The sequence below is a fragment of the Robiginitalea myxolifaciens genome (assembly GCF_900115205.1).
GTDB classification, from domain to species: Bacteria; Bacteroidota; Bacteroidia; order Flavobacteriales; family Flavobacteriaceae; genus Robiginitalea; species Robiginitalea myxolifaciens.
Genome location: NZ_FOYQ01000002.1, coordinates 473,526 through 499,651 on the forward strand (window position 1 = coordinate 473,526; position 26,126 = coordinate 499,651).

At 48.0% G+C, this 26,126-nt stretch carries 13 protein-coding genes; 7 read left to right on the plus strand and 6 right to left on the minus strand.

Annotated elements, in window-relative coordinates; all coding sequences use genetic code 11:
- The first annotated feature begins 147 nt into the window (after positions 1 to 147).
- Both BM318_RS10230 and BM318_RS10235 read left to right on the plus strand, forming a co-directional pair.
- Entirely contained in the window at positions 148 to 1,008 is an 861-nt protein-coding gene (locus BM318_RS10230) for a sigma-70 family RNA polymerase sigma factor (RefSeq protein WP_092982519.1), read from the plus strand.
- 16 nt (positions 1,009 to 1,024) lie between these two features.
- Positions 1,025 to 2,131: a BamA/TamA family outer membrane protein gene (locus BM318_RS10235; RefSeq protein ID WP_092982520.1), complete on the plus strand. Its 1,107-nt coding sequence runs from the start codon at positions 1,025 to 1,027 to the stop codon at positions 2,129 to 2,131.
- A gap of 39 nt (positions 2,132 to 2,170) precedes the next feature.
- On the opposite strand, the gene BM318_RS10240 is transcribed toward BM318_RS10235, so the two are convergent.
- Positions 2,171 to 2,980, minus strand: a complete 810-nt coding sequence (locus tag BM318_RS10240) for a DUF547 domain-containing protein (RefSeq protein ID WP_245759804.1) — start codon at positions 2,978 to 2,980, stop codon at positions 2,171 to 2,173.
- Between the two features lie 81 nt (positions 2,981 to 3,061).
- Between BM318_RS10240 and BM318_RS10245 the strand changes: the two genes are divergently transcribed.
- Positions 3,062 to 3,787, plus strand: a complete 726-nt coding sequence (locus BM318_RS10245; RefSeq protein WP_092982521.1) for a TIGR04283 family arsenosugar biosynthesis glycosyltransferase — start codon at positions 3,062 to 3,064, stop codon at positions 3,785 to 3,787.
- 63 nt (positions 3,788 to 3,850) lie between these two features.
- Complete coding sequence (locus BM318_RS10250) at positions 3,851 to 4,591, plus strand: tyrosine-protein phosphatase (protein WP_092982522.1); 741 nt, start codon at positions 3,851 to 3,853, stop codon at positions 4,589 to 4,591.
- A 91-nt stretch (positions 4,592 to 4,682) separates the two neighbouring features.
- Here the strand turns inward: BM318_RS10250 and BM318_RS10255 are convergent, their stop codons facing one another.
- The 5 genes from BM318_RS10255 to BM318_RS10275 all read right to left on the minus strand — a co-directional run bounded on the left by BM318_RS10255 (position 4,683) and on the right by BM318_RS10275 (position 20,079).
- Complete coding sequence (locus BM318_RS10255) at positions 4,683 to 13,535, minus strand: PKD domain-containing protein (RefSeq protein ID WP_092982523.1); 8,853 nt, start codon at positions 13,533 to 13,535, stop codon at positions 4,683 to 4,685.
- 253 nt (positions 13,536 to 13,788) lie between these two features.
- Positions 13,789 to 16,140, minus strand: a complete 2,352-nt coding sequence (locus tag BM318_RS10260; RefSeq protein WP_092982524.1) for a GumC family protein — start codon at positions 16,138 to 16,140, stop codon at positions 13,789 to 13,791.
- Positions 16,141 to 16,190: 50 nt separating this feature from the next.
- Positions 16,191 to 16,949: a polysaccharide biosynthesis/export family protein gene (locus BM318_RS10265; protein WP_092982525.1), complete on the minus strand. Its 759-nt coding sequence runs from the start codon at positions 16,947 to 16,949 to the stop codon at positions 16,191 to 16,193.
- Complete coding sequence (locus BM318_RS10270; protein ID WP_092982526.1) at positions 16,949 to 18,940, minus strand: polysaccharide biosynthesis protein; 1,992 nt, start codon at positions 18,938 to 18,940, stop codon at positions 16,949 to 16,951. Before BM318_RS10270 ends, BM318_RS10265 begins: the two co-directional genes overlap by 1 nt.
- Positions 18,937 to 20,079, minus strand: coding sequence for a DegT/DnrJ/EryC1/StrS family aminotransferase (locus tag BM318_RS10275; RefSeq protein ID WP_143099962.1), 1,143 nt, complete (start codon positions 20,077 to 20,079; stop codon positions 18,937 to 18,939). Before BM318_RS10275 ends, BM318_RS10270 begins: the two co-directional genes overlap by 4 nt.
- 389 nt (positions 20,080 to 20,468) lie before the next feature.
- On the opposite strand from BM318_RS10275, the gene BM318_RS10280 reads away from it, so the two are divergent.
- The 3 genes from BM318_RS10280 to gmd all read left to right on the plus strand — a co-directional run bounded on the left by BM318_RS10280 (position 20,469) and on the right by gmd (position 26,126).
- A complete protein-coding gene (locus BM318_RS10280; protein ID WP_092982527.1) occupies positions 20,469 to 21,494 on the plus strand; it encodes an NAD-dependent epimerase in 1,026 nt (341 codons plus the stop codon).
- A gap of 585 nt (positions 21,495 to 22,079) precedes the next feature.
- Positions 22,080 to 24,833 (plus strand): PKD domain-containing protein, encoded by a 2,754-nt coding sequence (locus tag BM318_RS10285; RefSeq protein WP_092982528.1) that lies wholly within the window; start codon positions 22,080 to 22,082, stop codon positions 24,831 to 24,833.
- A gap of 177 nt (positions 24,834 to 25,010) precedes the next feature.
- Positions 25,011 to 26,126, plus strand: a complete 1,116-nt coding sequence (gene gmd, locus BM318_RS10290) for a GDP-mannose 4,6-dehydratase (protein WP_092982529.1) — start codon at positions 25,011 to 25,013, stop codon at positions 26,124 to 26,126.

Below are 26,126 nucleotides of genomic sequence, written 5' to 3' on the forward strand. Positions count from 1 at the left end.
TCAGATTAAGAATTGATCATTTTTGGTGTTTTTAGTTCGTTTTTAATGTTTTTTGCTCAAAAAAGCTTAAAAAACACATAAAAAAGGCCAATTATTTGCATTTTTCAATAAAAGCTGTTTCATATAATAAACCAATGTATTTATTGTATGCGGCAACTAAAGATTACAAAACAAATAACCAACCGGGATTCCAAATCCCTTGAAAAGTACTTTCAGGAAATTTCCAAGATTGACATGATCACTGCCGAAGAGGAGGTGGAACTGGCAGTCCGAATCAGACAAGGCGATGAGGCAGCCCTGAAAAAACTGGTCAATGCTAACCTCCGTTTTGTAGTTTCCGCCGCCAAACAATATCAGGGACGTGGCCTGCGATTATCCGATCTGATCAATGAGGGCAACCGTGGGCTGGTGAAGGCAGCCAGACGTTTTGATGAAACCAGGGGGTTTAAGTTTATTTCCTATGCCGTCTGGTGGATTCGTCAATCTATTTTGCAGGCATTGGCACAACAATCCAGAATGGTGCGCCTGCCCCAGAATAAATTACAGACCATCCGAAAGATATTAAAAGTACATTCCCGGCTGGAGCAGAAAAACCAGCGTCCTCCCTCTCCTTTCGAAATCGCCGAAGAACTCGACATGAACGTCGACAAGGTCAAGAAAACCCTGAAGAGCTCCGGAAAACACATTTCTCTGGATGCTCCTTTGAAAGAAGGAGAATCTTCGAATCTGTACAGCGTCACTCCTTCAAAGAATACCCTAAAGCCCGACCGCAAGGTGATGCAGGAATCCCTGAGTACGGATATCAGCACTGTACTGGATACACTGCCCGATAAAGAAGGTGAGGTGGTTCGCATGTACTATGGCATCGGCAAACAAAATGCTATGAGTTTACATGAAATTGGGGAAGTCTTTGATATAACCCGTGAGCGCGTGCGGCAAATTAAAGAAAAAGGCATTCGTCGATTGCGCAACAAAACCCAGGCAGAAAGTCTGCGTGCTTATCTTTAGATGCGTATCTTATCGCATGAAGTTGTCGCACCTATGGATTCTGCTGTTTTTTTGTAGCAGCTTTACCCTCCCGGCTTTTGGGCAGGAGGGGGAATCCAATTCAACGTCTTCTCAGGACTCGATTGCCAATTTGGAACTCGACGTTCTCCCGGTAGTGGTGTATTCACCGGAAACCGGAGTAATATTTGGAGGGATCGGTGTTGGCACTTTTCGTTTCAATAGCGAATCAAAGGACAGCTTCCCATCTGCTGTTCAATTGGCTGCAGGCTATACCACAAAAAATCAAATCCTCTTTTGGGCTCCCTACGAATTGTATTGGGATGATGCGAAATGGCGCCTTTTCGGGGAGCTGGGCTATTACAAATACGTCTATAACTTCTATGGAATAGGAATTGATAGCCGGGAGCAGGATCTCGAAACGTATGAAGTGTCCTTCCCCAGGGTCAGGATTAACGGATTGCGTGAATTGTTTCCAGGGTTTCTCGCGGGTATTGGATTTGAATTCGACGCATTCTACAATCTGGAGGCAGCGGAAAATGGAACGCTGGCCAATGCCGAGGTATTGGGAAAGGAAGGCGGTATAATCTCCAATTTGGGTGTCCTTGCGGTATATGACAGCCGCGATAATATATTCCAACCAACCCGTGGCTTCTTCATTCAAGCCGGGGCCTTCAGATCCCTGGAGTTACTCGGCTCAGAGTTCACTTTCTCCAAATTCAATGTCGACGCGCGTTACTACCAAAGATTGAAAGGACAACACATCCTGGCTGGAAATATTTTCATTGCCAATAGCGGGGAAGGAACTCCCTTCTTAAGTATGAATAATCTTGGTACCAATCGAAGCCGTGGTTTTGATAATCGGCGATTTCTCGACAACGGAGAATTAAATTTTGCCCTGGAATATCGATTTCCCATTTTCAGGCGCTTCGGAGGGGTAGTTTTTGGCTCATCGGGCACAGTAGCCCCCACTTTCTCAGATCTCTTTAATTCCAAATTTCGCAATGCCGGGGGCGTTGGGCTGCGCTATGTACTCAACCAAAAGGATGGTATCCGGGTTCGGCTGGATTACGGCTGGACCCGGGAAGGAGGCAATTTGTACTTCACGGTGCGGGAAGCGTTCTAAGGGATATACTCCCTGAAATCTTTTGGTGAATTACTTTTCTCAGAGGTCGATAAAATTATCCAGTTCCAGGGTCCAGTCATAATTGGAATATTCAATAGAAACCCCTTTGGTGTCTGGGATCAGACCTTTATCGCTGAGGATTTTCCGGGTTCCTGATTTCCCCCCAAAATCCCCGCGAAACCAGCTAAATAGTGAACTAACGGTGACGGTATTTGAGGATTCATCGAAGCGAGTGGTTCGCTCGAGATATTTTCGGGTTCCCATTTCCAGTTGTTGCTCCAGACGGCCCGGCGTGTACACAGCAACCGGCGGGCAGTCCTTAGCCCCACAGTTCAAGGCAAAATGAATGCGAAAGTCGCGTTTCTCCACCCTTAGCTTGCGCTCGAATTCTCCCGGGAACCATTTGCGAACATATCCAAGACCCAGGTTCCACTGTGATTTTCTGAGGATTCCATGCTCAATCGTTTCAAAAGATACCTTCCGCCCGGCTATTTCAAGCATCTCCTCGGAGAAGAAACTTCTGCGATCCTCATAAAGTTCAGGTTTTGCCTTAAGTACTACCTGGATATATGCATTGTATATATTGATCCAAAAAGCATAGCGTTCGGCATCGGTTTGCAAGCCCAATTCAATTTCTTTGAGCTCCATTTGGGCCAGTCGTTCCGTAAATTGGGTTGTAGGCTTATCTTCCCGAATAGCTTTGAGAAAATCCTCCGAAAGGGTATTGAGTGCCGTAGTTTGCGTAGCTGCCTGGTCCAGGATGGATTTCTTTACCCCACAATTACAAAAAAATGCCAGGATAAATACGACCAGGAACGCGATCTTCAGTAAACTATTGAATACCTTCATAAGTATATAATGGTGGCGATGCGTCCGATTGGTCGGAAATGTTGTCCTTTCATTGCAAACCACTGTCAATAATACGGCCTTTTGATCTCAATTATCATTCCGGTATACAACGAAGTTGCCAATCTTATGAAACTTCTTCCCAGCCTCAGCCAACTGGCCAAGGGTCATGAAGTCGAAATAATTTTGAGTACGGGCACGTGCACCCAGGACTATTCGGGTTGTCGGCAGGTGGCTCCTAATCTCAGGATTTTACAGGGGAAGCGTCGGGGTCGGGCTAAACAGATGAACGACGGGGCACGCGACTCCAACGGAGAAATACTGGTTTTTCTTCATGCCGATGTACTGCCTCCACCTGGATTTTTCGAAGCCATTCAACAGTGCCTTGCTGAAGGAAATGATGCCGGCTTTTTCTCCTATCGCTTTGATTCCGATAGTGCATTGCTGAGGATCAACGGACGCTTTACCCGAAAGGACGGTCTGTTTACGGGTGGCGGAGATCAATGTTTATTTATCCGCAGCGCAGTCTTTGAACGATTGGGCAAATTTGACGAAGCTCAGGTAATCATGGAGGATTTTGAATTCTTCCGCCGAATGAAGAAGCATGAAGTTCCCTATACTATCGTAAAAAAAGACTTGCTGGTTTCGGCTCGCAAATATCAGTCGAACTCCTACCTGCGCATAAACCTGACCAACCTCCTTCTAGTGATACTCTTTAAGTTAGGTGCCGGGCCGCAGCGGTTAAAGGCAATTCACGATCGATTACTGCGTATGCCGTATCAATCCACCACAGATAGTATGATTCCCTGACATCGGCCGCGAGAGTTAGCGTATTGCATGATAAGATGTACTTTTGCACCGAATCAATGAACTATGCTCGGATTTTTCAGTAAGAAGATTTACTTGGCAGATTATCTGGAGGACTTTGTGGATATCCACAACCATGTGCTGCCCGGAATCGATGATGGAGCAAAGAATACTGCAGATTCCCTGGCGCTAATCCGGGCGTATCAATCGGTTGGCATAAAGAAAATAATTGCAACTCCCCATATTTTTGCTCCGCTGTACCCGAATACGCCGGAGCTAATCCAAGACGCGCATGAGCGGTTACTATTGGCCATGCAGGAGGAAGGCATTGATTCCTTTGAAATAGAAACGGCTGCCGAACACATGATCGACACCAAGTTCGAAGAACTGATGGAAAACGATCACCACATGCCTTTATCAGGAGGTTATATGCTATCGGAGATGTCCTTTCTGCAACCTCCGCTGAACTTCGATGAGGCAATGATCGCCATCAACCGCAGACGACTAACCCCAATCCTGGCCCATCCCGAGCGCTATGTTTTCCTGCAGCGACGGCCTAAGAAACTGATAAAACTCAAAGAACAGGGGATTCTCTTTCAAATTAATCTGTTGTCCTTGGCTGGCTATTACGACAAGGAGGTGGAACAACTCGCTTGGAAACTGCTCGACCAGGGGATGGTGGATTTCCTGGGTTCTGACATCCACAACATGCATCACTTTAAGGCGATTAAAGAACTTACCTTAAAACCGAAGCGCCTGGAGCAACTCCTGCCGCTAATCGGGAAATCCATTGAGGTATTCTATTAATTAAAAGAGGTGTTCTATTAAATAAAAAAACCGCGGAAATCCGCGGTTTTTTTGATTGGTTTTGATCCTGAATTTATAGGTGCCCACCCGGCTACGGGTTGCGTACCATTAACTTTAGAATTTGGTCTTCTCCCCGATTGAACTCCAACCGTACAAAGTAAATACCGTAGCTGTACATGCCTACCGGAATGTGGTATGCTCCGGTAATTCCCGGCAGGTCCGGAGATTCGAATAATGGTCCCGGATCATTGATTTCACGCATCAATCGACCTGTGTAATCAAAGACGCTGATCTTGGTAAGGATTATGGTCGGGTCCTGGGCATTGATGCGCAGCACGCCGTAAAGCTCCTCCCCGGATCGGACCGCAGGGTTGAGTATCGTTGCTTCTACCTCGTCTCCAGGCCCTTCAGTCTCAACGAGTACGATTGCCTCATCAAAAGCGGTGAAACCATCATCGTCCGTTGCGGTAAGCCTGAAGGTATAGCTTCCGGCAACCAGGTCAGAAGCCGTCAGGCTCGTGGTATTGGCGTCGGTCAGGGTAGCTGTCGAAGGACCGGCTTCCTGTGTCCATACAACCGAAACCACCGTGCCATCGGTATCTGTCGCGGAACCATTCAATACAATCGTACTGGTAGGCAGGGTGATCTGTTGATCAGGTCCTGCATCGACGATTGGAGGCAGGGCTCCTTCCGGAAGGACAGTAACAGTTACTTCGTCAAATCCGGTTTGATCTTCGTCGTCAGTGGCCGTTAATCGGAACACATAAACTCCTTCCACCAAATCCGCAGCAGTCAGACTCGCCGTATTGGCATCGGTCAGGGTAGCTGCAGCTGGTCCGCTTTCCTGAGTCCAGAGGTAGGCTACAATAGCACCTCCATCAGGGTCTGTAGCCGAACCGTTGAGCACAACTACATTGGTAGGCAGCGTGATCGTCTGATCGGGACCCGCATCTACCACTGGTGGCTGCGGGGCTTCCGGTAAGACTTCTACCGTAACTTCATCAAAAGCCGTTTCTCCCTCGTCATCTGTTACCGTCAGTCGGAAAACATAGGTGCCTTCAACCAGATCTGAAGCGGTCAGGTCCGCCGTGTCTTCTCCGGACAGGGTTGCCGCTGCTGGCCCGCTTTCCTGGGTCCAGGCAAAGGTTACAATATTTCCACCATCCGGATCACTCGCCGTTCCGTTAAGGACTACCGAATTGGTCGGCAGCGTAATCTGCTGATCCGCTCCGGCGTCGACAACCGGTGGCTGGGTTCCTGATGGTTCCACTACCACGGTTACATCGTCAAAGGCAGTTTCCCCTTCGTCGTCGGTTACTGTCAATCGGAAAACATAGGTTCCCTCGATTAAGTCGTCGGCCGTTAAATCGGGGCTATCCGCACCTGTTAGCGTAGCTACACTTGGCCCGCTTGGTTGGGTCCAGGCATAGGTTACAATAACTCCCCCATCCGGGTCAGAGGCGGTACCATTAAGGGTCACCGTATTTGTCGGTAATGTAATTTGCTGATCCGGTCCTGCGTCCACTACCGGTGGCAAGGAGGAAGGTGGATTCACCACTACAGTTACCTCATCAAAGGCCGTTTCTGCTTCGTCATCGGTCACAGTCAGGCGGAAAACATAGGTGCCTGCTTCAAGACCTGAAGCCAACAAGTCAGGCGTGCTCGCGCCAGAAAGTGAAGCTGTGGATGGTCCGGACTCCTGTGTCCAGGCATAGGTTACAATAGTACCTCCATCGGGATCGCTGGCCGTTCCATTGAGCAATACATTGTCTTCTGGCAAAGTAATTTCCTGATCAGCCCCAGCGTCGACCACTGGTGGTGCCGAAGCCGGTGTCGTAACCTGGATCAATACCGTATTCGTATCGGAATTGCCATCAATATCACCAACAGTCAGGGAAACCAAATAATCCCCTGGTGCGGTGAAGGTGTGTTGCGGATCTGCCTCAGTAGTTGTAGGGCTTCCATCCATGAAATCCCACAGATATGAGGTCACACCCACATCGTCCAGGGAGTTACTACCCGTAAACTGGACCGTAAGCGGAGCTTCACCAGACAGCGGATCTGCCTCCGGTACAGCAATCAGGTCTCCCGCTTCCCCTATGATCCATTGGAAATTAATGGTTTGGGTAGCCGGCGGAACCGCATCGTCGCTTACAGTAATCTCCACATCGTACGGACTGTTTGCCGCCGCTCCATCGGTCTGCCCGGTCCTGGAGGATTCTGCAAATCCGTTCAGGGTAGCATCTCCTACGTTGCCAAAAGTATCGAATTTGTACAGGGCAAATCGATCAATCGCATGGCCTGTAGAGCGTTCCGAAATCTGCGCGGTGTACGTACCGGCAGCTTCGAAATACACATAGACATTATGTGGATCGTTATCACTGGTCAGGGCTTGCCAATCATAGGTTTCCGAAGCCCCACCGGAGCGATAGATTTTAAAGTATCCATTGTTGGAATTCCCTTCAGGGATGGTTCCTGCAGATTCGCGTCCACTACCAACCGGGAAAACGATATCGGTTTGTGCACCCTGAAGATTTGCAATCAGGGCAGCCTCACTGGCAGGTGTTCCCTTAAATCCAAAGAACCAGACGCCATTATCATTGGGGAATTTTAACCAGTTGTCGTTTTCTTCCGTGGAATTACTGCCACTGTAGAAACTATTCCAGTTAAATCGATAGACCCCAGGTGTGGTAATTTGGATATCGTAATTCATCGTACCTCCATTAGGCGAACCTAAATGGTCAGTACCTGCAATTATTCCAGTTTCCCCATCGATGTTGGTAATGGTCCAGGTGGGATCCAAATCCACGGATTCTGCCTCCGCTACGACCAGTCCTCCGGATTCGATAAAGGCACCGTTGGCCGTAGACCCTTCGAAAATGGTTCCGGTTATTACTCCGGTATTTGGATCTATAGTAAGGTTAGGTGGAAGCCCGTTTGCGCTGTATGTCAATGCATTAGAGCTGCTCGCCTGAATAGGCAAGGTAACTGTATCCCCTTCGTAGTTGAACTGGTTCCCAGGATTGGTAACTTCCAACTCCGTATCCGCATTATTGGATAGGACAATAGTCAATACCTCTCCATTATCGTAATCAATGGTAACCTGAGCCGAACGATCTGCACCCGTACCATTCAAGGTAAAGGTTAGCACATGGGTTTGACCGGGGTTTAAGAGGGCGTTATTCAGATCGCCCGCATCAAAACTAAAGTCCCCAGCATTCGCACCACTTACGGTGATGTCCCGGATAAACTTACCGATGTTTCCACCGACCACGCTCAAATCAATATCCTGAGTTTCGCCATCGGCAAAGATTACAAAACTCGGCGCATCCAGGGTACTGGCTACGCTGGGTGTTCCCTGTGGATTGTCGGCGCCCAGGTATTCCATGTTCTTTTGATTGCTGGGTCCTCCCAGTATGAGGGAGCCCGCTAGAATAAACACGCCTTCTCCGGAAACAATCGCCTGGGTTCCGTGACGCTCAAAATTCATATCGGGTAGTCTGGTCCAGGATCCCGCAACCGGGTCATAGGCCTCGGTGATCGGCAAGGCATCCGAGGTATTTACCCCGTAGACTAGCTGATTTTGAACTTCCCCTCCAATGACGATCAACTGGCCCTGGAAGCTTACCGTAGTGGATCCCCCACGAGGCGTGGGCAGATCTTCGGTAAGGGTAGACCAGGTCCCGGTGTTAAAGTCATAGACATCAACTTCGGCAATAGTTGGCGCAAATACCCCGCCGGTACCTCCGGACAATCTTCCTCCGGCCATATAAAGGTTATCTCCGATTATTCCGGAATGGAAGTGATCCCGGGCTCTTGGCGCATCGGCCAGAACGGTCCAGGTTCCGGTAGCCGGATCGAACTCGTCGAACCAGGGAACCCATCCACCATCGTGACCATCGGTATTACCGCCACTGATATAGAACTTATTGTTGTAGATAGACAAACCGGTAGAACCTCTGCGACGGGCAACTGGGATCTCAGGACCTTCAATCCAGGTTTCCGTTGCCGGATCAAACATCCAGATGTGCTCTGCAGCGGCTTCGTTCGGGAAGTTGTTATCGACAAATGCCCCGATAATCCAAATAAGCCCTTGATACTCTACCGCCTGGAAGTGGTTGAAATCAAAAGGCGCAGAATCAATAAGGTTTACCCAGGTATTGGTGGTGTAATCATAGACATCGATAGTCTTGCTGTTCTCACGTCCACCCATGAGGTAAAATTTGTCACCAGCCTGAACAAAAGAACACTCGTGGCGTCCGGTATAATTCAGGGCTTCGTCTTTTTCCAACCACAACAAGGTGGTATTCACGCTCCAGGTAAAGACCTGGGTAGCAGGTGCTGAACCGGGACGCAGCACGGTAACGACCGTTTGGTAATTTCCGTCCCCATTGGGGCCGCCAATTCCAGCTGCCTGGTCAATCGTACCACTAATCAGGCCGCTTACGGCGTTGATTGTAATTCCTTCGGGTTGCCCGGCTATATAGTAACGCAGGGGTTGTCCATTGTCCCCTCCGCTCGCGCTGGCGCTGAAACTGATGATTTCTCCCGTATTATTCTGCTGGTTGGGTATGCTGTTTAATACGAGGTCCGGCAGGGCATCGTTAATGGCAAATACTTCGATACCATTGAGAACTGGGTTCTCCACAACATGCTCAAAGAGTATATTCAGGGTACCGTCATTTACCGTCACGGGATAGGATAAAACCCCTCCTGTCAGGTGGCCAAAGGAAGCAATGACATCGAAATCATCTTCTACTAAGGCGCCTTCAATGCTGATATCGAAAATGCGATCTCCAACCTGGGAATTCCCTTCGAAGAAATTGGCGATGTAAAGATTCACCCAATAATCCCCGCTCCCTAAATCCATGGTATATTCCATTTCCGGAGCCGCGGGTAAGTCAAACCTTTCGGTGCCAAAGAGTGTTTCGTAGGTGTTCGCATCGATATAAGCAGGCACGCTTACATCCCGATTCTCATTGAGCAGGCCGCTCGTTGCCAACACGGAACCTGTATTCACAGAATAATTTCCACCATTCTGCAATCCACTTTGTGCATTGGCTTCCCAATCGGGAGCGATATCGGTACTGGTAATTCCAGCTCCGCCCGCATTGATGCGGAAGGCAAATGCCTCGAATACCTCCCATTGGAAATTAATAGTAACAGCATCTGTGTTTGTGCCGTCGGTATCATCTATTGAAATGATGACATTATAAGGGCTTCCTGAAGCTGCTCCAGCCGCTATGGTTCCCCCGATTTGACCATTGGTCGGCTCGATGGTAATTCCAGGAGGAAGTCCTGTTGCCGCATACTGCAGGTTTCCATCTCCCCCATAAGCCGTTACGCCGAGACTTCCACCTAACTGCTCCCCTTCATTATTGCTCTGATCGGCGATATCGAACACGTAAATTGGCGTATCGTCGTCAGGAGCATCCAAAATTTCGATCGCATTAATCAGTGGATTCTCTACCTGGTGGAGGAATGAAATGTCGATGTCTCCATCCGTAATATTGATAATGTGGGAAATCACAGTACCCGTTTCATGTCCATAAGTAGCAGACAAATCCAGGTCCGTTAAGAGTGGCAGGGCCGCTCCCTCCAAAGTGACATCAAAAATACGTTGCCCGGGATCAGAGGTTCCCGAGAAGCTATTCCCAACATAGAGACGAACCTCATAATTTCCAGGCTGGCTTACCGGGAAAGAATAGGAGAGATTCGGTGCTCCGGGTATATTGTCGTAACGCTCTGTTGCAAAAACCTCCAGCGGAGTAGTCGTTTGGTTCACGGAACCGTCTACCGGCATTGTGGTCGAAATAAACTGTTGGTTCGTACCTGCTTGTGACAGGTAGGCGGAAGGATTTGTAGGCGTGTCTTCTTCCCAGGCCAGATCCCCGTCTATAGCCGCTAATCCAGGGCCTCCCGTGTTAACGCGATACAGCACAATAGGCCCATCTGTAACCGTTACCTGGAAGGTGTCTTCCACAAAGAAACCATCGGAATCCGTTGCCCGGATAGTTATCTGGGAAACTTCGGCCGTTCCGGGATAGGTCAGCGTAAGGATGTTACTGCTAATAGAAGCTCCAACAGCATTATTGGTATTGGTCTCAACGGTGTAAGTGAGGTTGGCGGTACCTCCATCGTCGTCGAAATAGTTGTCTAAATCTATATCCTCGTCTGCCGCGTTAATGGTGCGCAATAAATCGGGTAACTCCAGGACAACTACAGGTACTTCCCCAACAACGTTGAGGAAATCCCAGGTTCCTTCCAGTTCTACCCCAACGGTTCCGGAAGTTCCCGTAAATCCTACTGCTAGATCCTGATTGCTGTTCTGGATGGCATTGAGAATACTTCCCTGAGCCGTAATCGTGCCAATGGTTTCCCGTGCCGCTCCATCCTTGGAATACTCAAGCAGCACCTCTCCATTGGAAGGATCTACTTCAAAGTAGAATACCATTGACGCGGTCGGACGCTGTCCGGTTGGAATATTAACCGTAATAGGGGTTTGAGGAACATCGTTAATTTCCTGCAAGGCCGTAATACCATCTGTAGTAAGGACAACCTTTATATAATTACTTTGGGTTCCATCTCCAATGAAGTGCCCCAGCTCTCCGCCAACGGCGGCAGTATTCCCGTAAAGTTGTAAAGGCCCGTCAAAATTCAGCAAGTTCCCGATAACGGTGAATTTACCGGTAGTTTGATCGACCTGGACACCATATTGATACCCCTTTTCCTGGGTATTGGTCGCACCGAGGGCCGTGCCGGAAGTCATGTGGGAAGTCATGAGTCCTGGCGCACCACCCAATACGTCATTCGGGTTGGGATCTCCCGGATCATCGCGTCGGTCCAGCCAAAGCAGCCAGTTGGCGCCGGTATCCCCGTTGTTCATTAATCCGGTCATCCCCAGTCCGAAGATTCCACCCAGCCCCTGCTGGTCGTTGAATAAATCGTTACGGACCGGAAGGGTAAAGGCATCGCTGCCGGTAGTGGCTGGATCTCCTAATTGAAAGGGATCGTTGGCATCCAAGATACCATCAGCGTCATCGTCCGTATCGTTCAGATCGGAAATCAGCGGCGCTCCGGCAACCTTGTCGAAATCGTCTGGCTGAGACCCTCCGTTACAGGGATCCGTGCCGTTATCTTCTTCGTCCTGGTTGGTGTAGCCGTCGCCATCGTAATCCGCATTCGGATCATATCCGGGTTCACCCGGTTCGATACAATCCACAAAATCCTGTGGCTCATTGACAACGATCTTTCCGTTCAGGGTACCCGCCCAAACCGTACCGGGAAATACTTCTAAATCTCCATTACACTGGATGGCCAGTGCATTACCACCGATCCCAGAAAAGAAATTCGAGGTAAGATTCAGCAGTGTTCCGTCGGGATTAAGTTCTACCCGGCGAATATTTCCACCGCTATGACCTGCCATGAGGTTACCCTGCAGGGCTCCACCATAGTTGGAAGCTGTGTATTCATCGATACCGTTGGTATTGGTTCCCCAAATAACAATTTCTCCGTCGACAGGACCGTCGGGATTGGCAATGCCAGGGCCTCGCCAGTCGCCCTCTACCGGGTTAGCTGAAGGAACAGGAGGCCAGTTTGCCGGGAGGGCAATACTGGGGTCCGTAGTAGATCCGGGGGTAGAACCATCCGGATCATAAGTCTGTGTTCTGAACACCGCTCCGGCTAAACCAGAAGCTGCCGGGGCTGTAAACAGACCGGCACCGTTTGGATTTGCCCGGGTTGGATTGGGGTGTCCCCCGTAGTAAGACCCGAAGGTATAGGTTTCTAAATCCGTGGTCACCAATTGCAGGTGATCCAGGTTATTGATTTCTTCTCCACCAGATGGGGAATCACTTCCCGGTTCTGCCGGATCGTAATTATTGGTTACAGAGCCTCCCCCTTCATTTTCTGGAAATCCACCCCAACCCTGGTTTGCGCCATTGTCGGTAACGTAGAGCGCCCCGCTTTCAGTTACAACGAGGTCATAGGCATTCCGGTATCCCGGAGATAAAATCTGTACAGGTCCTGTTGGGTCTACAATCGCCTGGTTGAGGCCATCGTTTCCACCCCAGGGATCCCCAACGTCGATTCCATCATATCCCGGATCGTCAGGGTCTGTAATACCGTTTACGTTTGCTCGCGTGGGATCGTCCAGTGTGGGAAGATCGTAGATATAATCCCTGCCGTCACCATCGGTGAGGATAGGCATGCTGTTGATCATATCCAGGTTAATGGAGATCACAGCACCGGATAAAGCGTATTCACAGGTGTACACGAAGTTGGTGGAAGGTGCTCCCCCATTGGTAATTCCACCTGAAGCAACTACCAGGTAATTCGTGCCATTGATGTTTGTAATCTGAAAGGCGTTCGTAGCGTGGTTTTCTTCTGATCGCGGTAATCCTCTTACCAAATCAACCACATCCCAGCTCGCTCCGTTCCAGCTCATTCGGGTAATGATCCCGGAGTTCGTATCGAGGTCCACGTCCCCGTTTCCTCCTCCTTCTCCGGAACCGATCCGGAAATCACTGGAAGAAACATAAATCACCGGGTTAAGTGCAGTCCCTCCTACCTCAATACCAATGGTTTCCCGATTATTACAATCGGTAGCCGTACCGCTACAGGGCGACCCGTCGTCATCGTGGTTGACAATGGTTTGCACCCCGTTGAGGGTTTCCAATCCGGTGACGATGTAATCGGTGGGACCGTTTCGCTGTACCGTGTAAATTTTGATGGTTCCCGGGTATTCCGCAACGTAAAGCCGGCCATCAGGGCCAAATGTAAGCCCGGTTACCCCGGAAGAAACATTGGCAAAACCATTGAAGTCCAATTCGCTTTGCGAGAAATTGAATTGAGAATAGCTTTTAAATCCCCCAAGCAGCATGAATGCAAACGCGATCAGGACGTAATGCATACGCTTGGAACGGGCAGAAGTAGTGTTTCTCATGATAAGAAAATTATATAGCAATTTTTAAAGTGCCCCCAAGTAACCAAAGATAACTCAGGGGGCGTGCATCGGAAAATCAGGTCCCGTATATTCGATTAAGCGGGGATGATTGACGTTCAAATACAACCGGTGCAAATTTTGCGCAAAATTCCATGTTAATTCTATGACTTATGGCAGTTTACAAGGGAATTTTTTCAACATTCTGAAGCTGGTTTGTGAATACCAGTTGTCCAGTCAATTCCCTAATCCATAATTACAACTTCCACCACTTCTTCTGAGTCTTGGTGTAGCCGTAACCATATTTGCCGCCATACCCCAGATTTGCGCTTTTCACGTCGTTTACGAGAAAGGCCAGACCACTGATCTTTCCTTCCTTCTGGAGTTTAACCGGGAATTCTACCGCCTGCTTTTCAGTTACTCCCGCACGGGTCACATACAAAGTATGATGCGCCAGCGAGCTAATTAGCAGGGTGTCAGTTACCACCATTAATGGAGCAGTATCCATTACGACATAGTCGTATTTGGCAGAGGCCTCGTCTACGAGTTCCTTCATGCGATCGCTCATCAACAGTTCTGTGGGGTTCGGGGGGATTCGCCCAGAGTAAATGACATCGATGGTGTTCTTATGGACAAGCATGGAATTAACGATATCCTTCATCTGCAGTTTTTCGTCGTACAGATACTCGGTAAGTCCAGCGTCCTTATTGCGTTGATATTTGCCTATTTTATCTACTTTATTTCCAAGGAAATAGGTGTAAAGCTTCGGATTCCTGATATCCGCTCCAATCAATAGTACCTTCTTGTTTGGGCTGGATAAAATCAGCGAAAGGTTGGTGGAAATAAAGGTTTTCCCCTCACCCGAGGTACTGGAGGTAATCAGGATAACATTGTTATGGGAACTCCCTCGTTTAGACCGCATCAGGTAATCCACATTAGTGCGGATAATCCTGAGAGCCTCAGCGAGTACGGATCGGTCCTCAGAGGCGATAAACTTCTGTTCACTGCGTCCGAGCTTGGGAATTTCTCCCAGTACCGGGACATCCCTGGAGATTTTTTCCAGGTTGTACATGTTGTGGATCTTGTTGTCCAGCAAATCCCGCAGGTAGATTACCGAGAAGGGAATCAATAGACCCAGGAGGAACGAAGCGAGAAGTGTTAAGTTTCTTCTAGGGGACACCGGGCCATCGCTAATAGGAAAGGCCGGATCGATTACCTGGGATTGGGGGGAAGCAGAAGCCACAGCGATCTGGGCCTCTTCCCTTTTGGTAAGCAGATACAGGTACAGGGATTCCGTTGTTTCCTGTTGACGTGTAATATCCCGCAAGGCACGCTCATTTCCTGGTGCAGAATAAATTCGGGACTGGATAATCCGCTGCTGCCCGCTCAGGGTATTGACCTGCATGCCCAGGCTGTTTACCGTACCGCCCAAACTGGACGAAATCGAGGATTTCAAGGCCTCTAATTGCTGGTTGAGGTTTTGCACAACAGGCGAACGCTCCGTTGAACTTTTCAATAAGCGTTTCCGCTCCTGAACTATCCGGTTATACTGGGCAGTTGTCGCCGCAATGGTAGGATCGTTCAACCCTACGTTGGTGGGAAGAATATCATACCCGTCTTGCTGGTCTACCACATCCTTCATGCCGGAGGCAATGTTCAATTGTGTTTGCGTGTTGGCCAGTTCCTGACGGTTGGCAACGCCAACATTGAGGTTTATGTTAGCCTCTGAAGCGATATCGGTAAGGCCGCGACTGGTTTTTAGTTCCTCGGCATCCTCATCTACTGAGGTAAGGCTGGTGGCTATATCCGCAATCCGGTCATTGATGAATTGTTCGGTTCGGTCGGCTATTTCTTTTTTGTCTTCAACGGCATTTCGATTATAAATGCGAATCAGACTGTTCACAATATCCGTCGCCTTTTCCTTAATAGGATCCTTCAGGGATATGTTAATGATATTGGAGTATTCGTCGGCCGGTGAAATATTGATTTTGGCACTATAAGCGCTGGCGACTGTATTGATCGGACGTACACTTATTTTGAGGGTTCTGTCGATAAACCGGTCGAGATGTTCCAGGTCAGGCGTCACTACAATGCCTCCGATAGGAGTCGTCATATTAGCCCCAAAAGACATTTCCTTTCTGGGCCCGCCTTCTTCTTCGGTATAGGTAAATGAATTCGGCGTTTTGGGCTCTATGTAAAAGGTAAAGGTTGCGTTATTGACAACGGAGTCCGGGGCAATAAAACTGAGGTTTATGGGACGATTATTGTAGAGCTCGGATTCAATAATATTACCCTGCAATTTAATCTGGGTATTGAGACCTAATTCACGTACCACTTCTACGAAATTGGAACGCGACTTCATGACTTCAATCTCGTCCTCTACTTTCACGTTTCCTGTGCCCAGTAAGTCCAGTTCAAGAAGTTGTGAACCGCCGCCAGAGCTCTTCTCGTCAATGATTTCTACTTTGGCGCCCACGGCGTACTCCGGTATGGTATAACGTAAATACACCCAAGCCAGCGCAACGGCAACCACTACGCCCAGAACAAACCATTTCCAGTGACGTATGTATTGATTGACGAATTCTCTCAGATCAATATTCTCAGACATTTAAAGTATTTTAAGTTCAATCCCTTTTTGGTTGGGGCCTTGGGATGGTATTAATTCCTGGTAATAAGAATTACAGTAGAGGTTATTAAGACCGATACAATAGAAACTGCAATCGACGCACGATTATCCAGACTGGAGGAAGTTGCAGCAGAACGGTTTGGCTCTATGTAGACCACATCGTTCTGGGTAAGATAAAACACGGGGGAATTCATTACGTCCTTCCTTCTAAGGTCAATAGTATTGTACACTTTGGTTCCGTCAAAGTCGCGAATGACCTTGACGTTTTCGCGTTGTCCTTTTATGGTTAGGTCCCCTGCCAGGCCAATAGCCTCCAGCACGGTAATCCGTTCCCCGTTTACCGGATAGGTTCCCGGACGATTAACTTCTCCAAGGATGGTAACGGTAAAGTTTTTCAGGCGGATATTGATGATAGGATCAACGAGATATTCCGAAAGGCGTTCCCTCAGCATAACCCTGGTCTCCTCAGGTGAAAGTCCTGCAATCTTAATTTTACCAATCACCGGGAAATCGATTTCCCCCTGATCGTCAATAAGGTAATCTACCTGCTCCGGACGAATCCCACCTTCGGCAGCCCCTCGGAACAAGTTGAAAGGCGCACTGGCTTCCGGATCCAGGGTGGAAACGTGAATACTTACCAGGTCGTCTATTTTGAACTTCGGGGTAAAGGTGTTCTTGTTGATCAGTGTTTCAAAACTTCCGGCATCCTGGAAATAGACAACGTCTTTTTTGGATCCACAGGAAGACAAGATGCCCAGCGCAAGCAAGGCAAGGATTAACTTATTTTTCATCAGTGTTTATTTTCAGGTGATTGTGTGGAACGCATGTAAGCCTCGTAGACGGTTCGTCGCTGGGCTTTGATTTCCTTGCCGGGTTCCGGAAGGGCAACTTCATTCCCATTGGAGTCTAGTTTGCAGAATTCCGAATTATGGCTCACGTACTCAGGAACAATTTCCTTCATAAGGCGTACGGTATCACCATTAAAGAACATATTGGAGATGCAAAGCTCGTCGATTTTGGAGCGCACCAGGGCGTAATCCAGTTCCCGAACCTTGCTGATCATAATCTTCTTGTGGTAGGTTGGCAAGGTATTTTCCCCATTAGCCAACAACTCTTCGTAGAGCTTCTCTCCGGGTCGGAGCCCTGTGATTTTGATATCGATATCATCAGGGTAACGCAGGCCGGAAAGCTTGATCATGTTGCGGGCCAGGTCGAATATCTTCACGGACTCGCCCATATCAAAGATGAATATCTCCCCGCCTTTACCCATGGCAGCCGCTTCGAGTACCAACTGAGAAGCCTCAGGAATGGTCATGAAGTAGCGGGTAATCTCCTTGTGAGTTACTGTCAAAGGACCACCGTTTTCGATTTGTCGTCGGAAGAGGGGGATTACGGAACCGTTGGATCCCAATACATTCCCGAAACGCGTGGTAATGAATTTGGTGCGATGCTCCTGATGCATACAACTGATATACATCTCGGCGATACGCTTGGTAGCTCCCATGACATTGGTAGGATTCACCGCCTTGTCCGTAGATACAAAAACAAACTTGTCTACTTTATGGGTGAGCGCCAGATCTGCCAGGACTTTCGTGCCGGCCACATTGATTTTGATTGCCTCGTAAGCATTGTACTCCATCAGCGGCACATGCTTGTAGGCTGCAGCATGGAAGACAATGTTAGGCTGGTGCTCCTGAAAGAAGGAATTCATACGGTTCTTATCCCGGATATCCGCAACGATTGGCACAAAGTTGTGGAAGCCGTTTTGCTTGAGTTCCTGCTGCAAATCATAAAGTGGCGATTCTGCCTGATCAATGATAATCAGCGCCTTGTAATCGTAATTCGCGATTTGACGAACAATCTCACTTCCGATAGAACCTGCTCCCCCGGTTACCATAATAACCTGGTCTTTCAGCTCATTCGAAACTCGGGATTTCCGGATATTGATGGGGGTACGGTTGAGCAAATCCTCGATCTGTACCTGCTTAATCTGGGAGAGCTTAAGTTCCCCGTTGATCCAGTCTTCTACTGGCGGGACTATCTTAACCTGTACCTGGAAATCCACCAGTCCCTCAACAATTTCCCGCAGCCGGTGCTGTTCGATATTATTGATCGAGACAATGATCTCGTCGATATCGTTGCGCTGCATGAAATCGCGGTTAAGGATTTCGGTTCCGTAGACCCGGACGCCATTGATGCTTTTCCCTACTTTTTTATTGTCGTCATCGATATATCCGAAGACGCGCTTATCGCTGGCCGAGTGGCTTGTAAGCGCATTATAGGTAAGGATCCCTGCCTCTCCGGCCCCATAAATCAGAACATTACGGGTAACACTGAATTTACGTACGAAACTGTGAAAGAGGGATTTAAATACATACCGTGAAGCCGTCAGGGCGATAAAGCCAATTAAGCTGTGGATAATGATGATAGATAGTGGAATCGTAAAATCGACGAGGATACCCAATTGCCGATTGAAGATTACCATGAAAATCGTGAATATGCTGGAGACGCAAATCGCATTGAAAATGTTATAAACATCCCGCACCCCGGTATGGCGCACGACTCCCTTATACGATCCGGTAATGAGGAAGGAAAGGGCTCCGATAAGCGCTACGATGGGAAGCTGTAGCCATAGATTATCCGTTTCAAAATTCCAGGTCAGGTTAAACCGGATTAAGTAGGAAAGGATAAAAGCAACACTGATCAACAAGACATCGATGGCGAGAACCAGCCATCGCGATGCGTATCGATGAGAGTTACTAATAATGTAATTTTTAATCATGGGGTGTAAGATTTGGTAATCGCCGCAATAACGCGGTTTAAGTCGGTAACATCCAGGTTAGACCCGCTGGGCAGGCAAAGTCCGCGCTGAAACAATTCTTCTGATGTACCATCGCTGAAAGCCGGGCAATCTGCAAAAACAGGTTGCAGGTGCATGGGCTTCCATAGGGGTCTGGACTCAATGTTTTCGGCTTCGAGGGCCAGACGCAATTTCTCCCTGGCCTCGTAGGAAGGCGTCAGGATGCAGCTAAGCCAGCGGTTAGAAAACATGCCTTCGGGTTCCTGCAGGAATTCAATCCCTTCGAGTTTCCCGAGATGCTCCAGGTAATATTGATGGTTCGCCCGTCTGGATTCGACGCGCGCTTGTAAAACTTCCATCTGACCCCGTCCAATTCCGGCCAGGACATTACTCATCCGATAGTTAAACCCTATTTCGGAATGTTGGTAATGCGGCGCGGCGTCGCGGGCTTGGGTGGACAGGAAAACAGCTTTTTCCTTGTGCTCCCGGGTATGGGCCACAAGGGCACCCCCACCGGAAGTAGTAATAATTTTATTGCCGTTGAATGACAAAACGGCCAGATCGCCAAAGGTGCCACAGGGCACATCGTGGTACTTGCTTCCCAGGGCTTCGGCACTATCCTCCAGAACTGGAATTCCATAGGTAAGCGACAACTCGCGTATGGCTTCTGCTTTATAAGGCATTCCGTAGAGGTGTACCGGGATAATGGCCTTGGGTTTCTTGCCTTTCGAAAGGAAATGCTGGATAGCTTCCTCCAGTAATTCAGGAGACATATTCCAGGTATCCTTTTCACTGTCGATAAATACGGGTTGTCCTCCCAGGTAAGTAATCGGATTTGCAGATGCGGAAAAAGTAAGGCTCTGGCAGAGAACGATGTCTCCGGGACCTACTCCGAGTAGCTTCAGACCAAGATGTATGGCTCCTGTACCGGAACTTAGGGCAGCCACGTGGACGCCTCCGGAAAGATAATCCTCTATCGCTTCCTCAAAACCCTGAACATTGGGGCCTAATGGGGCGATCCAATTGCTGTCAAAAGCCTGCTGAACATAGTGCTGCTCTGTGCCGCCCATGTGGGGAGAGGAGAGCCATATTTTTGAGGCCTTTACAACCGTATTATTCATTTTCTGGTCGATTGTTAAGCGGCTATCAAAGATAACCTTAAATTTCAAAGGGGTCCGAATTTTGAAGCCATGTTATTAACAGGTCTTCAACAGTTTAGGAGCTCCCTGGTTTGATTGGAATTTTCCTTAGAAAGTTAAAGATAAAACAAGCCTGAGGCCTCCGGCGAATCGCTCCTTTTAATTTCGTTTAACCGAATGGGAAACCCGTTAAGCTACATTCTCGGGCAAGTCCTAAACCAACTGGCAAATACCTGAAACGACAAAATGTGTTCTTCATCCGAAAAAGTACGCTATTGAGGGAAGCGGGGCAAATCCAAACCGAAGGAACTGTATAGCTAGTAACATTATGTGTACTTTTGGTTCATATTCCCAATCGCAAAAGTTCAGACATGCGCATTTTGGTTACCGGAATGGCCGGATTTATCGGATTTCACTGTGCACAGGAACTCCTCAAACGGGGCCATGAAATAGTTGGCCTGGATGCCATCAATGACTACTATGATCCTCAATTAAAATTTGATCGCCTCAAGGAGTTGGGCATTGATGAAAAGGCTGCCGGAATCTACAATCTTCCTGCCGAGAGCGATATTTGGGGGAATAAGCTCGTATTCTATCGCTTAAACCTGGAAGACCGGGAAGCACTCCCCAAGTTATTTTCCACACATCCCTTTGATGCTGTATGCAATCTAGCCGCCCAGGCGGGGGTTCGCTACAGTCTGGAAAATCCAATGGCTTACATAGACAGCAACATCGTTGGTTTTGCCAACTTGCTGGAATGCTGCCGACACAATAATGTAGCGCACCTGGTTTATGCCAGCAGCTCGAGCGTATATGGTTGCAATGATTCGATCCCCTTTCGGGTCGAAGACAATGTGGATCATCCCATAAGCTTATATGCAGCGAGCAAAAAGAGCAATGAATTAATGGCGCACACCTACAGCCATCTTTATGGCTTAGCCACAACAGGGCTTCGATTCTTTACCGTATATGGCCCCTGGGGTCGGCCGGATATGGCCTATTACCTGTTTACCCGATCAATATTAGACGATAAGCCCATAAAGGTTTTCAACCACGGGAAACAAGAACGTGATTTCACGTATGTCGATGACATTGTTGCTGGAATGGTGCGGATTCTTGAGGAAAATGTTGCACTGCGCCCTAAGGAGGAAAAATACCTGCTCTTTAACATTGGGAAAGGACAACCCGTAGGCCTGATGGATTTTATCGGTGAGATCGAAAAACAATTGGGTAAAAAAGCTACCCAGGAGATGATGCCGATGCAGCCCGGGGATGTTCCGAGAACCTGGGCGAGTACCAGCGGGCTCGAACAACGCTACGACTACAAACCGGCCACCGAATTGAGTGAAGGTGTCGAGGCCTTCATCAAATGGTATAAGAATTACTATTCCATCTAATTTGGCCGGGGTTCCGCTTTAATTTGTCAGATTTTGCATGCAAATCGAGGAATCCCTGATTAAGAGTGTGCAGTTCATCGAGTTTTTTATCAAAAAAACGTTAAAATCACCTTCTTTTGTCGTCCAAAGGAGCAATTTCATCCGTAAAACACACGATATATTTTTTGGTATCGTGATTTGACCGGATAAGTTCCCTGGAAATTGTTGACAAATTTTTGCATGCAAAAGTGCATTTCGTCGATTAAATCATAATTTTTGCCGATTAATTCAGTTACCTAGTAGAGCAAACATACCTAGCCCCAAACCCTAATCCGACTCATGAGATTTCACCCCACGTGAATCTACTGGAGCACAATACCTGCTTTTGCATTTTTAGTCCTTTGTCTTGTACTGGGATGTTCAAAGGACCCTGATATAATCAGCGACGCAAAATTTTACGAAAATCAAAAGGAAGTAACGCCGGAAGAAGGCGAGACTAGCGAAGAAACCACCGAGGAGACAACCTCAGAGACCGCCGAAGAAACTACAGAGGAAACCACTGAGGAAACCACCTCAGAGACTACCGAAGAAGAAAGTAATGCGGGAATGGAAGAAGGCTTCGAAGCCAGAACCACGACCTTCCCTCCTACTGATGACGCCTACCTGCAAAGTGGAAAGGGCTACAATGAAACTTTAATGCGCCTGGAGGAAGGCAGCCGGACCAGTTATTTGCTCTTTGACTTATCCCCAATTGAAGCCATCGGCGGCTACATAACTGACGCTTCCTTTCAGTTTACTATCATGACCGATGGGGGTGACGGAGAAATTCAGGTATATCAGGGATTAGAAGGGGAATGGGACGAAACGGAGCTCGATTTCGACAATGCGCCCGGTTCAGACGTTTTACTCGGACAAATCAATGATACCTTTATCGCAGGAAGTACTCAGGAAATTGTACTCAGTGCTGCAGATATGATTCCCGGTAAAACTACCTTAATCCTGTTCCATGCCAACGGAAATGATCTGGCTATAGCTTCCAAAGAGCACCCCTCCAAAGCATTCCCAAAACTCGTTGTGACCTATAATGCCCCGGAAGAGGCAGACCCCATCACCGTAGCCGATCCCACGTCTGGAAGTGCTGGTGAGGAAGAAGATACGGGCTCTGGATCCACCGAGAACCAGGCACCTCAGGCCGTTGTCAACGCCACCCCGGTCAACGGGCAGGCACCTCTGGAGGTATCGTTTGAAGGTAAAGACTCTTCTGACGACACAGCAATTGCATCTTATGCCTGGGATTTTAAAGATGGGTCCACGTCGACTTCGATCAATCCCACCCATACCTACACCGAGCCGGGAACCTATAATGCCAGCTTACTTGTAACCGATGGCAATGGGCTTACTGATGAAGCCATAATCACTATTACAGTACAGGAAGGGGATAATCAGGCGCCGGTTGCTCAAGCATCCGCTTCTGTAACTTCAGGAGAAGCCCCCCTGAACGTACAGTTTTCGGCAAATGAATCTACCGATGATAAAGGTATAGTCCGTTATTACTGGGATTTTGGAACCAATGACCCGTCATCGGCCAAAAATCCCAGCCGAACCTTTACCGAAGCGGGAGAATATAGTGTTACCTTAACTGTAACCGATGCTGAGGGGCTAACCAGTACGGATAACCTGACCATAACGGTTACCGGGTCTTCCTCAACAAATAATCAGTCTCCGGTAGCTCGCATTTCAGCAAATCCTACCTCAGGACCTGCTCCTTTGACCGTTAGTTTTGATGCCACTGCCTCAACGGACGATTCCGGGATTGTATCGTATTCCTGGGATTTTGGAAATACTGAGACTGGAAATGGTCAAACGACACAGAATACTTTTAATACCCCGGGCACTTATACCACTACCCTAACGGTTACCGATGACCAGGGAGTTACTGGAACGGCTACAATTTCCATTACTGTTGAATCTTCGTCCGGAGGTGGAAGCAGCGGAGGAAGCGGTGGCGGCAGCGCACCTCCCGGTTATTATGTAACTCCTAGCGGAAGCGCATACGCCAGTGGGCTCAGCGAAAGCACAGCCTGGAGTCTGGAACATGCTTTTGATGCGGCCCAGCCTGGTGACATTGTCTATGTCAAAGCCGGAAACTACGGAAACAAACAGATTCACGTGAATCGCAGTGGATCCTATGGCAATCCAATCAAGTTTATTGGGTACACCAATACCCCGGGTGATATCGTAACCTATGGTAGCTCGTCTTTCAATTACGGAGAGCAGCTCAATGCCTCAAAAATGCCGCTCCTTCGAGGATCTGCACCTTCTGGGGAAGGATCTGGTACCGGATTCTATATCACCGGTTCATACATTCATGTCGAAAACTTCCAGTTTACCGAATATGAATTTGGTCTGCAGTCTATTGGGCAGTACAATGAGTTTAAGAATATCATCGCAGTGAAGATCGGGGATTACAACCCCTCTCATTCTTATCCATCTGCAACCTCTAATGCCTTCCTGAATTACTCCGGGAATGGAATCTGGCTGGCAGGGAATAACGTTAAGCTGGAGAACTCAATCGTCATCAATGCAGGGGCCAAGGGGGTAACCCTGAAAGACGGGGTTGGAATGAGTGTAAGTAATGTTGAGGTCTACGCAGACAACAACATTAATCCAACCGATTACTATTTCCTGATTGCCGAAGGTGTAAGGAACTCGAACTTCAACAACATTTATGTGAAGCGCGTAGGACAATTGGAGCATCGTGGCCATGGAATTACCTTTAAAGGAAACGGCCAGATCACCGGGAATACCCTGAACAATTTCGAAATTGTGAATACGCAGTTAGGGTTGCAATTCCCTCAAACTTCCAACAACACCATTCGCAACGGAAACATTCTAAAAGAGTCCCATATCGACAGTAACTCTCCAGAAGTAGGTGGAATGAGGCTTGCCAACGGTTCCAACAACAATACCCTGGAGGATATAACCCTGACGAATTGCTCGATTAAATTCCAGGATTGGAACGACGGTGCTGCGGGAGATGTGGACGATGCAAGTGATAACAACACCTTCAATCGGGTTACCGTTAGAGATGCCTTCTCAGGAATTGCCTTTGGATACTTTCAAACTGCAAACCATGCGAGTAGCGCCGACAACAATAGGTTTAACAATTGCCGGTTTATAAACCTGGATTACCTTTTCGAGGTCGATCGTGCCAACAGCAACACCGTATTAAGTGGCTGTACGATCCAGGGAGTTAACAATTTCAAGATTGAACGAATTCAGGGAGGTCCATCCTACAATTTGAACGCTAGTTTCCAGAATTGTAGCTGGTCAAACGTCGGATTTACGCCGCCTAATTAGGATTTTCTGCAAAAAGTTTAAAGCCCCCGAACGTATCGGGGGCTTTTTTTGTCTCCAGCAACATAGTCCTTATTTCAACGTTATTTGTTGAATTTCAACTTGAATCATTTCACGAAAAGATGTAAATCCCCATCTTTGTCGATAATTAACAAGGAATATCTCAACCCAGTCTTATTAATGAGTAAAGTAGCACTAATTACAGGAGTAACAGGACAGGACGGCGCCTATCTCAGCGAATTTTTATTGAAAAAAGGGTACGTAGTCCACGGTCTCAAGCGTAGAGCATCGTTATTCAATACGGATAGAATCGATCATATATACCAGGATCCACATGTTGAAGATCGCAATTTCATTCTCCATTATGGAGATATGACCGATAGTACGAATCTCATCCGTCTGATCCAGGAAATTCAACCCGACGAAATCTATAACCTGGCCGCAATGAGTCATGTAAAGGTTTCTTTTGAAGTGCCGGAATACACCGCCAACGCCGATGGTATCGGCACGCTCCGTATCCTGGATGCCGTGCGTTTGCTTGGATTGGAAAAGAAAACCCGTATTTACCAGGCTTCTACCTCCGAGTTATATGGTAAGGTTCAGGAAGTACCTCAATCCGAAACAACTCCATTTTACCCAAGAAGCCCTTATGCGGTGGCTAAAATGTACGCGTATTGGATCACGGTAAACTATCGGGAAGCTTACGATATGTTTGCCTGCAACGGGATCTTATTTAATCACGAATCCCCGATTCGGGGGGAAACCTTCGTTACCCGGAAAATTACGCGAGCTACAGCCCGAATTGCCATGGGATTACAAGAGAAGTTTTATCTCGGCAACCTCGATGCGCAAAGGGATTGGGGACATGCCAAGGATTACGTTCGTATGATGTGGTTAATCCTCCAGGCAGACCAACCCGAAGACTGGGTAATTGCCACAGGTAAAACCACCCCAGTTCGTGAATTTGTGCGTATGAGTTTTGATAAAGTGGGCATTGAGCTGGAATTCAAAGGCGAAGGAGTTAATGAAACTGCTGTGGTGAAATCCTGCAGTAATCCAAAATATCAATTACCTGTTGGAAAAGAAGTTCTCGCTGTGGATCCTAAATATTTCAGACCTACCGAAGTAGACTTGCTTATTGGTGATCCAACTAAAGCAAAAGAAAAACTAGGCTGGCAAATCGAATACGAGCTGGAGGACTTAATCGAGGATATGGTAGAGAGCGACCTGAGGTTAATGGAAAAAGAACAATACCTCAAGGATGGCGGCTACCGTATCATGAACTATTTCGAGTAA